Annotated in this window: 12 protein-coding genes and 3 pseudogenes; 12 read left to right on the forward strand and 3 right to left on the reverse strand. The window is 58.7% G+C overall.

Going from position 1 to position 13,755, the window contains the following annotated elements; translation table 11 throughout:
* Window positions 1-306: 306 nt before the first annotated feature.
* The 9 genes and pseudogenes from ACS5RD_RS13155 (at window position 307) to ACS5RD_RS13195 (ending at window position 7,581) form a co-directional block, all read left to right on the forward strand.
* Window positions 307-1,029 carry a nucleotidyltransferase family protein gene (locus ACS5RD_RS13155; protein WP_054008884.1) on the forward strand — a complete coding sequence of 241 codons (723 nt, stop codon included), beginning with the start codon at window positions 307-309 and terminating at the stop codon, window positions 1,027-1,029.
* 87 nt (window positions 1,030-1,116) lie between these two features.
* Window positions 1,117-2,259 (forward strand): DegT/DnrJ/EryC1/StrS family aminotransferase, encoded by a 1,143-nt coding sequence (locus tag ACS5RD_RS13160; RefSeq protein ID WP_489927808.1) that lies wholly within the window; start codon window positions 1,117-1,119, stop codon window positions 2,257-2,259.
* Window positions 2,260-2,266: 7 nt separating this feature from the next.
* Complete coding sequence (locus ACS5RD_RS13165; RefSeq protein ID WP_489927809.1) at window positions 2,267-2,968, forward strand: sugar transferase; 702 nt, start codon at window positions 2,267-2,269, stop codon at window positions 2,966-2,968.
* Window positions 2,969-2,979: 11 nt separating this feature from the next.
* Complete coding sequence (locus tag ACS5RD_RS13170; RefSeq protein WP_054008882.1) at window positions 2,980-4,014, forward strand: SDR family NAD(P)-dependent oxidoreductase; 1,035 nt, start codon at window positions 2,980-2,982, stop codon at window positions 4,012-4,014.
* Window positions 4,004-5,320, forward strand: a complete 1,317-nt coding sequence (locus ACS5RD_RS13175; protein ID WP_489927810.1) for a polysaccharide biosynthesis/export family protein — start codon at window positions 4,004-4,006, stop codon at window positions 5,318-5,320. Before ACS5RD_RS13170 ends, ACS5RD_RS13175 begins: the two co-directional genes overlap by 11 nt.
* A gap of 182 nt (window positions 5,321-5,502) precedes the next feature.
* A complete protein-coding gene (locus tag ACS5RD_RS13180; RefSeq protein ID WP_489927811.1) occupies window positions 5,503-6,522 on the forward strand; it encodes an NTP transferase domain-containing protein in 1,020 nt (339 codons plus the stop codon).
* A gap of 45 nt (window positions 6,523-6,567) precedes the next feature.
* Window positions 6,568-6,716: pseudogene (locus tag ACS5RD_RS13185) on the forward strand (integrase core domain-containing protein); the annotation flags it as partial.
* A 354-nt stretch (window positions 6,717-7,070) separates the two neighbouring features.
* The gene (locus tag ACS5RD_RS13190) at window positions 7,071-7,286 is read left to right on the forward strand and encodes a hypothetical protein (protein WP_489931440.1); all 216 of its coding nucleotides are present in this window, start codon (window positions 7,071-7,073) and stop codon (window positions 7,284-7,286) included.
* 73 nt (window positions 7,287-7,359) lie between these two features.
* Window positions 7,360-7,581 (forward strand): hypothetical protein, encoded by a 222-nt coding sequence (locus tag ACS5RD_RS13195; protein WP_489931441.1) that lies wholly within the window; start codon window positions 7,360-7,362, stop codon window positions 7,579-7,581.
* Window positions 7,582-7,623: 42 nt separating this feature from the next.
* On the opposite strand, the pseudogene ACS5RD_RS13200 reads toward ACS5RD_RS13195, so the two are convergent.
* A pseudogene (locus tag ACS5RD_RS13200) lies at window positions 7,624-8,174 on the reverse strand (transposase); the annotation flags it as partial.
* A 93-nt stretch (window positions 8,175-8,267) separates the two neighbouring features.
* On the opposite strand from ACS5RD_RS13200, the pseudogene ACS5RD_RS13205 reads away from it, so the two are divergent.
* Window positions 8,268-9,534: pseudogene (locus ACS5RD_RS13205) on the forward strand (IS3 family transposase).
* A gap of 28 nt (window positions 9,535-9,562) precedes the next feature.
* On the opposite strand, the gene ACS5RD_RS13210 reads toward ACS5RD_RS13205, so the two are convergent.
* On the reverse strand, window positions 9,563-9,913 hold the full coding sequence (locus ACS5RD_RS13210; RefSeq protein ID WP_489927812.1) for a hypothetical protein: 351 nt from the start codon (window positions 9,911-9,913) through the stop codon (window positions 9,563-9,565).
* Window positions 9,914-10,091: 178 nt separating this feature from the next.
* Complete coding sequence (locus ACS5RD_RS13215) at window positions 10,092-11,597, reverse strand: calcium-binding protein (protein ID WP_489927813.1); 1,506 nt, start codon at window positions 11,595-11,597, stop codon at window positions 10,092-10,094.
* Between the two features lie 462 nt (window positions 11,598-12,059).
* Here ACS5RD_RS13215 and ACS5RD_RS13220 point away from each other — a divergent pair, with 462 nt between their 5' ends.
* Entirely contained in the window at window positions 12,060-13,019 is a 960-nt protein-coding gene (locus ACS5RD_RS13220) for an IS110 family RNA-guided transposase (RefSeq protein ID WP_489927814.1), read from the forward strand.
* A 270-nt stretch (window positions 13,020-13,289) separates the two neighbouring features.
* The gene (locus ACS5RD_RS13225) at window positions 13,290-13,682 is read left to right on the forward strand and encodes a hypothetical protein (RefSeq protein ID WP_489927815.1); all 393 of its coding nucleotides are present in this window, start codon (window positions 13,290-13,292) and stop codon (window positions 13,680-13,682) included.
* The last annotated feature ends 73 nt before the right edge of the window (window positions 13,683-13,755 follow it).

A 13,755-nucleotide genomic window follows, 5' to 3' on the forward strand; every position in this document is an offset into this window, starting at 1 on the left:
CTTGGTGTATCTGCGGCTACCACCCATCTGCTGCGAGCAAGTGACCTGCTCGTTCACCCAGATCAGCAGCACGCGCCCCGCCTTTAGACGTTGGTCTATGCAAACGCGCTTTCGCTTCGCGGGGCCTTGGCACCAAAGGGGCATCGCGGTTAACCCTTTTGCGCTCATCCCTTATTGACCTCGCTCGGGGCCTCATTCTGGATACGATATGTCACGGATTAGTTACACAACTATGCAGCTACCACGACAGGTAATCGATTCTAATGACACGAATTTTATTTAAATTTCTCTGGGGGGAGGCAAAAGATGAAGGCTGTTATCCAGTGCGGCGGCAAGGGAACTCGGCTACGTCCATATACGATGGTTCTGCCCAAACCATTGATGCCGATTCAGTCCAAACCCGTCTTGGAAATGTTGATAAAATGGCTGCGCCGCAATGACGTTTGCGAAATTTACATCACCACTGGTTATCTCGGCCATCTGATCAAAAGCTTCTGTGGCGATGGCCACCAGTGGGATATGAAGATCACCTATACTGACGAGAAAGAACCGCTTGGGACGATCGGGCCGATCTCGATGTTGAAGGCAGAACTGGACTCGACCTTCATGGTGATCAACGGAGATATTTTAACGGATCTAAACATCGGTGCCTTCGCGGCTTGTCACAAGCGCAGCGGTGCCATTGTGACTGTTGCAACCGCGATACGCGAGACGCTGATGAATTTCGGAGTGATCGAATCATCTGATGGACGCGTTACCAGCTTTAAGGAAAAGCCCTCGTTCACCAACCAAATGAGCATGGGAATTTATTGCATGGAGCCCGAAGTCTTTAAGTTCATTCCCAATTGCATCCCATTTGGTTTTGACGATCTCGCCTTTTGCCTGCTCAACCGTGGCGAACGCCTGCAAACTTACGCGCATACGGGGCTGTGGCTCGATATCGGGCGGGTCGAGGATTTTCAACTCGCCCAGACACTGAGTTGGGATGAAGAAGCTCCAGCGCATGAACGCATGGAATTCGTGGCGTAATCAGGCTGCCTGTGTGGGCATGATCAAGGCTAGCTTCTGAAAATATCGGCAAACTTTGAAGTTCTAACAGTTATCGAGAGGTATTTCATGTTGCTTGTTGCTGAGCCGGTTCTTGGCCCGGAAGAGCGTGCCGCAGTGATGGCAGTGCTCGAATCCGGCTGGATCACACTAGGCGAACGCGTGCGGACTTTTGAACGCGCGTTCGCCGAGCTTCATGGCGTGGCGGATGCCGTTGCCGTGGATTCCTGTACCGCTGGCCTACATTTGGTATTAAAAGCACTCGGAATTGGCCCCGGCGACGAGGTTCTGGCCCCGTCGCTGACCTTTGTGGCAACCGTCAATGCTATCCTATATGTCGGGGCCGAGCCGGTCCTCGTCGATATCGAAGCGCTACAGCATCCGCTGATGTCGATTGCGCAGGCAGAGGCAAAGATCACATCCCGCACTCGAGCGATCATGCTCATGCATTATGCGGGGCATATGGCCGAAAGGCGGATGTGGCGCGACTTGGCCTCCCGGCATGGTTTGTTGTTGATCGAGGATGCGGCACATGCCGTCGGCGTTGCGGGCGTCGGCTCTTATGGCGACGGAAGTGCTTTCAGCTTTTACGGCAACAAGAACATGACAACGGCAGAAGGCGGCATGGTACTGATGCACAATCCTGAAATGCTAGAGCGCGTGCGCCAGATGCGTGGACATGGCATGACGCGCAGCGTGATGCAGCGCCTCGTCGCGCGGACGCCGCATTATGATGTCGACATGCTGGGATACAACTATCGCATGGATGAGATCCGCGGAGCGATCGGCCTAGTGCAACTCTCCCGCCTAGAAGCGATGAATACCCGGCGCGCAGCGCTTGTCGCGCAGTATCGCGCGCTGCTGGCCCGGTTGGAGAACCGCTACGAGGGGTTCGTCGTGCCGCGTCCTCAAAGCGGTCTTTCAGCGCATCACATCATGCCCATTTTGTTGCCTGTGGGTGCCAATCGCGATCGGACCGCCGCCGAAATGCACTTGGCTGGCGTTCAAACGACTATCCATTATCCACCGGTTCATACGCTGTCGTATTACCGCCAGCGCGCGCCGGGGCTGCAACTACCGTTGACCGAGGAATTTCATCGGCGCGAACTGACGTTGCCGCTTCACCCGAAAATGGACGATTCAGATGTCGAACTCGTCGTGAATACCCTTGAAAACGCCCTCGAAAATGCATTTGCGCCCAATTATGGATGATCCCAAAATGTCACGATTTCCTGTATCTCAAAGTCTCTCTGTCGGGCGTGTGATTGATGTTGTCCTCGCGTCTGTGGGGCTGGTCGTCATGAGCCCGCTGCTGTTGCTGATCATGATTGCAATCGTGATCGACACAGGTTTTCCGATCTTCTTCGCGCAAACCCGCATCGCACAAGGCGGACGCAGGTTTCAGATGTATAAATTCCGCAAGTTTCACCCCACCTCAGCGGGCGGCAGTCCGCTGACCATGAAGCATGACAGCCGCATGACCCGGATAGGAGGCATTCTCGCCAGCACGAAGCTGGATGAGTTGCCGCAGCTGTTTAATATCATCCGCGGAGATATGGCCATCGTCGGGCCAAGGCCGGAAAGCATGGCTTTTGCCGAGGCTTTCACCGCACGTGAACTGCCGTTGTTGCAATATCGCCCCGGCATCTTCGGCCCCAGCCAAGTCGCATTTCGCAATGAATGCTGCCTTTATCCTGCCGGTAAAGACCCTGTGCAGTTTTACCGCGAGACCCTGTTCCCGGCGAAAGCAGCGCTTGATTTGGCCTATTACTCTCGGCGCACGGTCTGGAGCGATATCTTGTGGATCGGACGCGGCATCCTTGCAGTGCTTGGCAAAGTGCCAGAGTTGGAGCTGATGCCCGCTGCATCCGAACCAACCGACGGCGCTCGGAAAATGGATATCGTCATAGCCGGGGAATGAAAGGATCCAGGATGACCAGCTTTCTGCACCTCAACGCATGCAACTATTCGGGGCGCAATGTGCTCGTAACCGGAGCAGATGGCTTCATTGGATCGCATCTGGTCGAGCGGTTGGTGGAGGCAGAAGCGAATGTGACTGCGCTCTGTCTCTATAACTCTTTTGACTCGCTGGGATGGATCGACCGATTGCCGCAGGCTACGCGCGAGCAGATGAATGTCATCCGCGGCGATGTGCGCGACGCAGCGCTGGTGCGGCGGCTGATCTCGCGGCAAGATACGGTGTTCCATCTTGCCGCATTGATTGCGATCCCACATTCATATGTCGCAGCGCAGTCCTATGTGGATACCAATATCTTGGGCACTCTGAACGTGCTGGAGGCGGCGCGCGAATATGATGTGCGCCGTGTCGTACACACCTCTACCAGTGAGGTCTATGGCACAGCAATCACCGTGCCCATCGCCGAGACGCATCCGCTTCAAGGGCAGTCGCCCTATTCTGCCACCAAGATCGGTGCCGATATGCTTGCCGAGGCCTTTGCGCGCTCGCATGATCTTCCGGTCGTCATCCTAAGGCCGTTCAACACCTTCGGCCCGCGCCAAAGTGAGCGCGCAGTGATCCCGACGATCCTACGTCAGGCGCTAGATCCGGAGGTAACTTCGATCCGCGTCGGGGATCTAACGCCGATCCGCGACTTTACCTATGTGCAGGACACTGCAGCGGCATTCCTCGCGGCGGGCAGCGCCGCCTCGATCTCGTTCGGAACACCGTATAACGCGGGATCCGGGGCGGCGGTAACTGTGAAGGATGTCGTCGATCTGGTGCTGAAACTGACCTCTTGCACCAAGCCGGTTGTGCAAGAGGTCAGCCGGCTGCGTCCGTCCAAATCCGAAGTAAAAGAACTGCTCGCCGATTACACCCGCTTCAACCGGGCAACTGGCTGGAAACCTCAAGTCGAGTTCAGCGAGGGGATGAAGCGCACAGTGGCGTGGTGGAGAAGCCAGTTCCAAGAAGGTCGTGTACGCCAAGAGGTCAATTATGCGACGTGATACTGCTTGCCGGCGTCCAGCCCTGCAGCGGGTATCTCATCTGTGCGCTGCAGTTGCGATCTCGATCGCGGCCTGCAGTGTCGCCGCAATCGCGCAAGAATACCGCCTTCAGGCGGGCGATGTGATCGAATTTTCTGTGACTGGCGTGCCTGAAATGGGCACGCGTGCAGCGATCCAGATCGACGGTAGCCTGAGCTTCCCAGGGGTGGGCGTCATCAAGGCTGCAGGACGACCGATCTCAGAAATCCGCGACCGGATCGGAGCCACACTCTCCAGTCGCCTGCGCACGATATTTCTGCCCGATGGCAGTCAAGTGACGCGGGTGGTGGAGTATGATGACGTGTCCGCTTCGGTGGTCGAGTATCGGCCAGTCTTTGTCAGTGGCGATGTCACCCAGCCGGGGGAGCGTCCGTTTCGACCGGGAATGACCGTTCGGCAAGTGATCGCCGCATCCGGCGGGGTGATCTCGGTGGTTCCCATTGCGCCCGGCTACAACCCGTCGGCGCTGCGTTCTGATTATTCGGTGGCTTGGAATGCCGCCGTTGCGGCCAGCGCGCGTGTCTGGCGTTTGAAAAAAGAACTTGGCGAAGACGTGGAATTTGATCGCACTGCTTGGCCCGCCGCGCCGGAACGGGATGATGCAATTGACATTTTTTTACGTGTTGAGTCGGATATTTACGAAACACGGACCAAAAACCTTCAGAATGAAAGCGGGTTTCTCAGCGCGCAGCTGAAACAGATCAAAAGTCAGGCTGATGTGATGCGCAAAGAGCTCGACGTCGAAAAAGCAGTCGAGCAGACCGACGCTGATGCTCTGACTGAAGCGACAAACTCCATCAAAAAGGGCATTCTGACAACGGCGCGGCTTCAAGACTTTCGCAGTGCTGCGCTGTTTTCGTCCACACGCCGTCTGCAAACCCAAGTCAGCCTCATGCAGCTCGAACGGCAGCGCAACGACATCTCGCGCGAGAGCGAGCGGGCAGCAGAGCAGCGACGCCTTGATCTGCTCGATGAATTGCAAAAAGCCAGACTTGATGCGGCACAGCAGCGCGCCCGGCTCATTGCTGCCGATGAAAGGCTGCGCGCAATGGGGGTCGCACCAGTGAGCCTCGCCGAAGGGGCAGAGATTCCGCAGATCACGGTTTTTCACAGCGATGCCGAAGCACCTGAACCTGTGAGCTTTGACAGCAAGATCGAACCCGGTGACGTGATTGAGGTCAAACGGACAGCAGATGCGCCGCCGCTTACTGCATGGATGGCACCTGACACTGATCTTCAGCCACCCGCCACCTTGGCCCTTCAATAACGAGAGATGATACCGGGCGGTCTTTACGGGTTTCTGCCGTCGGATTGCTCGCCCCTCTGGCATCGGCATCATTGACCAGCCTACCAGCCCGCCCGCACTCTAAGCCATTTGAGAGATTTCCAAGACCGCCACATTTCCAAGACCGCCACCGCGCCGCTTTCGCCAATTCGTGGGAGGATAAGATGCTCGAACAACCCCTACCTCCGCTTGCCATCGTGATACTTGCCGGAGGCACGGGTGGGCGAATGAATTCAAACCGCCCAAAGCCGCTGCACAAGCTCGCTGGCGCCTCGCTTCTGCGTCACGCCCTGCGCACCGCCGAGGCACTTGCACCGCAGCGATGTGTGGTTGTGGTTAGCGCCGATGGCACAGACGTTGCCGCCGCTGCGCGCAGGCTTAATCCCGAAGTGCTCATCGCGGTTCAGCCGCGCGCTTGCGGTACGGGCAATGCCGCATTGTGTGCTCTTTCGGCTTTGGTTGGGTTCGAGGGGCGGATCATGGTACTTTACGCCGACACGCCGCTGACCCGCCCGGAGACATTGAGCAAACTCGTCGCGGCTCCGGGGCGGGTGGCTGTGCTTGGTTTTGAGACGCCGCATCCGTTCCGCTATGGCCGCTTGATACGCAATGAAGCTGGCGGTCTCGAACGTATTGTCGAGTCAGGCGACGCCAACGCGGCTGAGGCAGCCGTTACGTTGTGCAATTCCGGCGTGATGGCGTTTGACGCTGCAGATGCAAGGCGTTGGCTTCCGGCGCTCTCAGATGACAACTTTCGAAAAGAGTATTTTCTGACCGATGTTGTCGGCCACGCACGCTCGGAAGGCAAAGACTGCAGCATAGTGCTGTGCGAGGTGGATGAAGCGCTCGGTGTGAATTCGCGCACCGAACTTGCTGCAGCCGAGGCTGCGTTTCAGCGTCGCGCCAGAACGCAGGCGCTGGAGAATGGCGTTACGATGATCGCGCCGGAAACCGTGTTCTTTTCCTTCGACACCCAACTCGGACGCGACATAACAATCGGGCCGAATGTGGTATTCGGCCCCGGTGTTACTGTCGAAAACGATGTCGAGATTTCCGCCTTTGCGTATCTCGCAGATTGCGTGATCCGGCGCGGCAGTTTCGTCGAGCCGCTGAACCGGCAAGGCGCAAACGGATGGAGCATGTCGGACGGTAATCCCCCCATTTTTAACGGGGCGCTGTCGTGAATTGATGCGGCCATTTTTAGTTTCTGCGCGGGTGTGATGCCGCCGAACGACAACAAAGTCGAGTTTCGTTACATTGATCCCGCAAGCCCAAGCAAAAAGGCTACGTCGAGAGCTTCAACGGCAGCTTGCGGGACGAGGGCCTCAACGAAGAGATATTCGACAGCCTGGCCGGGTCGAAGCATACCTTGGTGATCTGATCCAATGCGTAGGCAATCTTGCCGGGCGGTCGATCAACCTTCAACGGTCGAAGGCAGAGACGGATGCCTTGCAACAGCGGCGGGCGTCGCATTCAACATAAATGAACCACGCCTGTTTGACGCGCGGCACGGCGTTGCGACACAGATCCGGTCAACCATGCGAAAGGGTAGGTTGCCGGAATTGCGGCCTTTGATCCAAGCGATCAACCGCGCATTTTCCTGCTGGCCCGAAACCTTTGAGCGCTTCGCGCGTCTGCTGCGGCTTCAGCCGGGCGGGTTCACCGCCGAACAAAAGGTCAACGGTCCCTGTCACGAAACACGAACGAGATTGCCCGTGGTCTCAAGAAGCTCTTGGCTGTGGTGGAAGCGGAGAGCCAGCAGGGGCCGGTCGGGGAAACCCCGCAGGGACTGCTGCAGATCTTGATCGACCAGATCTCCAGCCTAGAAGAAGTAGAGGATAGCACGGCGGCGATGATGCTAAGCGAAATCCGCCACCAGAGCGGGATAACGGTACAGATGGCCCAGCAGCTGGGGGGCCGCGTCCTGCGCCGCTCGGACAGCGCCTGATCCGCATCGCCGCGATTGCGCGCGGTTTCATCAAGGAAGCAAGGCTCGAGGACTGCCTGAAGCGGCCATCGCGGTGTTCATCGGTGACCGGAGTCTGGTCGTTTTTGATAGCAATGACGATGTTGCCGAACTGGGTGTGCAAGATCCGATGGTCGCTGCATTTTGCCTCGCGGTCAAACCCGCAGTGATTACTCCTGATCCCACCGGGAGCGCCAAAGCGGATACAACTGATGAATGCCCTGCGCAGGCGCGGTACCCCGGCACCGAGGAAGATCAGGATGGCCCGGGCTGGTAACGGAAGCCAGATCGACACCGCGGCGCAGAACTGCACGATGCAAATCCGGTAAAGCTTCTTTTCGTTCGTCACCATGCCCACACGTTCCAGCATGACACCAATGCGCCGCCTTACGGCGATTGCAGGCAATCGCCTACCGGCCAACGGATAGCCAAACCGACGCCGCTTCTCGGCGATCTTGTTCATTTCCAAACGGATCTCCGCATGATCAGGCGGGCGGGCGCGCCGCACGGCCTTGGGATCGACACCAACCAGGTCGCAGACCCGACGCTGCGAGATTTTGTGGTCCCGCAGCGCCTTGATCGCAGCTTCGCGCCGCTGGGCAGGTGTCGCCAGCGCTTTCCCAGCAGGTCTTGCAGCACGACAACGTCCAGCATCGTGTCCGCCACAAGCCGCTTGAGCTTTGCGTTCTCGTCCTCAAGCTGCTTAAGGCGTCGGCCATCAGACACGTCCGTCCCGCCATATTTGGCCTTCAGCTTGTAAAAACTCGCGGGGCTGATGCCGTGCTTGCGGCAGACCTCTGCCACAGTCAGCCCGGCTTCCTGCTCTTTGATCATCCCAAATCTGGTCTCGGTGAAACGGCTCTTTCGCATTCGTCTGCTCCTTCAGGGTTGTGATCTGATTGACCTGCCACGGGATTTTTCCTCCATTTGCGACTAGAGTTCGACCCAGGGAAGGGACGGACGATGAAGCGAACGATACGAACGGAAGAGCAGATCATTGGGATTCTGCATGAGCACGAGGCAGGCGCAAAGTGTGCTGATCTGTGCCGCAAGCATGGCATGTCGGAAGGCACTTTTTATGCTTGGAAGGCGAAGTATTCTGGCATGACGGTGTCGGAGGGTCGCCATTGTTGCGCCATTGGTCCGAGCGACAATGGCGACGCGGCTGAAGGCGCTTGAGGACGAGAACGCGAAGCTGAAGCGGCTGCTGGCCGAGCAGATGCTGGACATGGCGGCGATGAAAGATCTGCTGTCAAAAAAATGGTGACGCCCGTGGTGAAGCGCGAGGCTGTCGCGCATCTGAAGGGCCTTTTCGGGCTGTCGGAACGGCGGGCGTGTCAGATAGCTGGGGCGGACCGGAAGATTGTCCGCTATCAATCGCAGCGTGCACCGGATACGGCGTTGCGGGGCCGGTTGCGGGATCTGGCCAATGAACGGCGTCGGTTCGGGTATCGACGTCTGTTCATCTTGCTCAGGCGCGAAGGCGAACCTTCGGGCATCAACCGCATTTACCGGCTCTACAGCGAAGAGGGGTTAACCGTCCGTAAACGCAAAGCGCGGCGCAAAGCCATTGGCACACGCGCGCCGATTCTGATTGAAGCCCGCGCAAACGCCCGCTCCCTCTCACGGTTTGCGGGCAAACCGTTGCCGGGCAACGGGATCGCTGGACTTCGTGCACGATCAGTTCGCCTGCGGACGGCGTTTCCGCATTTTGAATGTGGTGGATGACGTTACGCGGGAATGCCTCGCAGCGGTCCCGGATACCTCGATTTCAGGCCGCCGCGTTGCGCGAGAACTGGCGACACTGATCGAAAGACGCGGTCGCCCAGGGTTGATCGTCAGCGATAATGGGACGGAACTGACTTCAAACGCGATCCTGAAGTGGTGCGCGGAGCAGAAGGTAGAATGGCACTACATCGCACCGGGAAAGCCAATGCAGAATGGCTTTGTCGAAGGCTTCAACGGCAGAATGCGGGACGAGTTTCTGAACGAGACGCTGTTTCGCAACCTCGTCCATGCCCGAGATCTGATTGCGGCCTGGATCACCGACTACAATACCGCGCGGCCCCACTCCGCCCTCGGCTACCAGACACCAGCAGGCTTCGCCCTGCACCTGAGCACCGCAATCGCCCGACCCGCTGCACGCGATGAAAGTTCCGCGCGCCGGGCGATTGCTCAAACCGCGCCGACAGGCGTAAAGGACCAGTGGGCTCCGGTCGTGGCTGGATGAAATATCAGTGGCAGGTCAGGAGCACCGCTTACGAATGGCTTTTCGTCAGGGCAAACACGATCACTTCCCGTGACAGCGAGGGCACGCGGATTGGTTCCGGCAGGACCTCGCACAAGTGTCTTGGCACAAACATTGGGTCTGACAAGAGCATGATGAGGGCAGGGTGCGGGGCCAGAGCATCTTCGGTCCAAGCAATTGCGGCTTTCGGTGACGTATCGTTGCTTTCACTCCGGAACAGCGAAAGGCAATGCACGGCCTTTTCCCGAAGCGTCCGTTGCAGGGCTTGTGACATACGAACTCGTTTTGGAATCAGGCCGTTGCGCACGATATCGCCCAAGATTGACAGATCGGCGTTGTCGGCCACCTGCAGGAGCGTCACCGAAAGAGGGTAGCCAAGCGCCGATCAGAGGCACGATCCCGGAGACAGTAAGATCTCTCTGGTTGATGGCCGCGCGGCGCCCGGGGTTGTGGGGCAGCCCAAAAAATGGGGTCAGCGCGACTGCCCGCCCCATTTTTCAGCGTCGGCCGCAGCGCGCGGCGGGATGCCGCGATCTGGATCAAATGATCAGGAACTCATCCACACCGAAGCCAGCCCGATTGGCGCCGACGTTGGCAAACACCTCACCGGCGGCACCGCCGACCCCGTCCGCGTCATAGAAGAGATTGCCGGTGTCGGTTTCATAGATGATGTGGTCGGTGGCCCGTTCTGCAAGTCCCGTGAGGTTGGCGGCAAAATTCTCCGCCGCCAGCGCGCCTGGTGTCAGCGCTGTAAACACCGCGTCTTCCAGTTGGATCAGATCATCTGCCGAGACATAGCCGGTGATCTGATCGCTGTTCGCCACCCCGATCGCCGCGTTGAACACGAACACATCCGCCCCCGCACCGCCGGTCAGCACGTCTGTGCCGGCACCGCCCGACAGCGTGTCGCTGCCAGCGCCGCCGGAGAGGCTATCGTTGCCGTCGCCGCCGTAGAGGGTATCGGTGCCGAAGCCACCGTAGGCCGTATCGCTGCCGTCGCCGCCATAGACAACATCGTTGCCGCCGCCGCCAAAGAGGTTATCGTTGTCTGCGCCGCCAGACAGCGTGTCATCGCCTAGGCCGCCGTAGAGTCTATCGTTGCCGGTGCCGCCAGACAGCGAGTCATTGCCGGTCCAGCCGTCAAGCAAATCGTTGCCGGTGCCGCCGTAGACCGTATCGGCACCGGCACCGCCGTAGGCCGTATCGCTGCCGTCGCCGCCATAGATCGTATCGTTGCCCAGGCCGCCGTAGAGGCTATCGTTGCCGGTGCTGCCAGACAGTGTGTCATTGCCGGTCCAGCCATAGACCTTATCGTTGTCGGCGCCGCCGTAGAGGCTATCGTTGCCGACTCCGCCAAGCAGCGTGTCCTTGCCGTCGCCGCCATAGGCCGTATCGTTGCCGGCTCCGCCGTAGATGTTATCGTTGCCGACATCGCCATAGATCGTGTCATTGCCGTAGCCGCCGTGGACACTATCGTTGCCGACGCCGCCAGACAGCGAGTCATTGCCGATCCAGCCCAAGAGCAGGTCATTGCCAGCGCCGCCATAGACCGTATCGTCGCCGGTGCCGCCGTAAGCCGTATCGCTGCCCTCGCCGCCATAGATAGTATCGTTGTCGGCGTCGCCGTTGAGATTATCGTTGCCGGTGCCGCCAGACAGCGTGTCATTGCCGGTCCATCCAAGGATCGTATCGTTGTCGGCACCGCCGTAGAGGCTATCGTTGCCGGCGCCGCCATACAGCGTGTCGTTGCCAGTCCAGCCATAGATTGTATCGTCGCCGACGCCGCCGTAAAGGCTATCATTGCCAATGCCGCCAGACAGCATATCATTCTCGGCGCCGCCATAGCCCGTATCGTCACCGTCGCCGCCGTAGAGGCTATCGTTGTCGGCATCGCCAGACAGCGTGTCATTTCCATTGCCGCCGTAGATCGTATCGTTGCCTGCATCGCCGCCAAGGTAATCGTTGTCGCCATAACCGTAGAGGGTATCGTTGTCTGCACCGCCGTAGAGAGTGTCCGGCCCGTCAGATCCAGGAATAACTGGCATTATTTTTACTCCAAAATACTTATTGAAGGTTTTTGATTCGCTGCGGAGTCCAAAACAATGCAACGCGGGTGGCAAGGTGCCAGCACCCTACGTCCACCGACGACGGCAAGCGTCATCCACCCCAGCAGCCGAGCTGCGCCCTTCCAGAATAGCATAAAACAGGTCTTGGTGCGCGCTTTTTTTTACACGCTAAGCGGATGTTGACTCTATATGTAGGCGAAAAAGCAACCTTATATGTAGGCGAAAAAGCAACCTTAAGTTGTTGGTTTTGACCCTTCTGTATCTGCGTTCTGCTAAACTGGCCCCGTCACCGGTCCCGGCCAGGGCCGATGGCGGGGTGGTGCGCGACGTCTGACCCTTGTGGCAAGACCACGTTTTCTAGCCTGTCGGCACCGCCTCTCTTCATCGTCTCGAACAGTTGATTGCGGCCTCTGCAGGACCGCGCACCAGAAGGAAGAGAGCATGGATAATCTATCACATGGCCGCATCATCGGCATAGATGTTAGCCGCGACTGGCTGGACCTTCATTGCCTGCCCGACGGGCATCGCTGCAGAGTGCCAAACGCTCCGGCAGGTCATGCTGTTGTGGCGGATCTTGCCCGGGACAGAGATGCCGTCGTCTGTTTTGAGTCGACTGGCGGTCAAGAATGGCAGCTCTGGGCGCTTCTGGAGGTAGAAGGCGTTGCAGCCCGCCAGGGTGCCCCCGCTCAGGTGAAAGCGTTTGCGCAAAGCCGCGGCACGCGCGCCAAGACCGACCGGATAGATGCGGAACTCATCGCCCGCTTTTTCGCTTTCCGGCCCGAAGCAGGCCGCCGTCGTCCCGCCGAAAAGCTGCGCCTTCTTAGAGCTTTGACGTCAAAACGAGCCCAGCTGGTTGAGATGCGCAAACGGCTGCTGGCCCAATTCCGCGCGCTTCAGAAACTCGGCACCGCCGCAATGTTCGAGGACATCGACACTGAGTTGAAGCAACGTTTCGATATCCTGATCAAGGAACTGGAAGACAGGATCACCCGGGCCATCGCAAGCGATGATCACCTGTCGGAAATGGCCACCGTTCTCCGCTCCATCCCGGGGATAGGCCCGGTTGCCAGCTCAATGCTGATCGCCGAAATGCCTGAGATCGGCACCATCACCGGCGAAGAAGCTGCCGCACTCACCGGATTGGCTCCGGTCGCGCATGACAGCGGAACACTTCGCGGGAAACGGGCCATCGCCGGTGGTCGCCGCGCCCTGCGGCATGTGATGTTCCAAGCAGCCTTGGTCGCGGCACATCATAACCCAAGCCTGAGATCCTTCGCAGATCGCCTCCGCAAGGCCGGAAAACCGCACAAGGTCATCATCACCGCCCTCGCCAGAAAGCTAGTCACCATCGCTAATGCGTTGTGCAAGAGCCGTCAGAAATGGGCAGCCCCGACGTCCTGACAGATACAGTTGCTAGGTGCTGCGAGAAACGCCCACAGTCGCGATGCCACTAAGTCAAGGAAATCCCGATCCCGATGTGGGATGTGATCTCCGCCAAAATACAGCACATTGATATGCTCACCACAATGACGGGCGTCGGCGATGTCCACGCTATACACTTATGTCGCCCCAATCCTGCAAAGTGAAAGTGGTGCGTCGGATGGCTTCACCACGCTGGTGCTGGTGCTGATCGGTCTTGGCTTTGATGTAGGCAACTGACTGGGCGGGCGCATGGCCGATTGGTCGCTAAATGGAGCCACCGTAATCTTCATGGCGGCGCTTGCGGTGATTATGCTGGCGATGCCGTTCTTGATTGCCACTCAGGTTGCGGCTGCGATCACCATGGCGTTGTGGGGGGCTGCTGCCTTCGCCTTGGTGCGGCCCGTGCAGATGCGGGTGATGCCGGCGGCGCATGAGGCGCCGGGTCTGGCCTCATCAATCAACGTCGGCGCCTTCAATCTGGGCAATGCCGTGGGGGCTGCCTTGGGTGGCGCGGTGATCGGCCTGAACCTTGGCTATGCGGCGGTTCCTGCAGCCAGCGGTATGATACCGGTTGCCGGGCTGGCGCTGGTTTGGCTTGGGCGTCAACGCGCCACCACCGCTCTTGCAGAGTGCGAGGCGTAGCGGCAGGCGGAAGGGCAGAACACGATGCTCTGCACTTCGCACGAAAGACCGGGCATCATCTCGCCCTACAGAT

Source organism: Cypionkella sp. PAMC25878, from assembly GCF_058135695.1.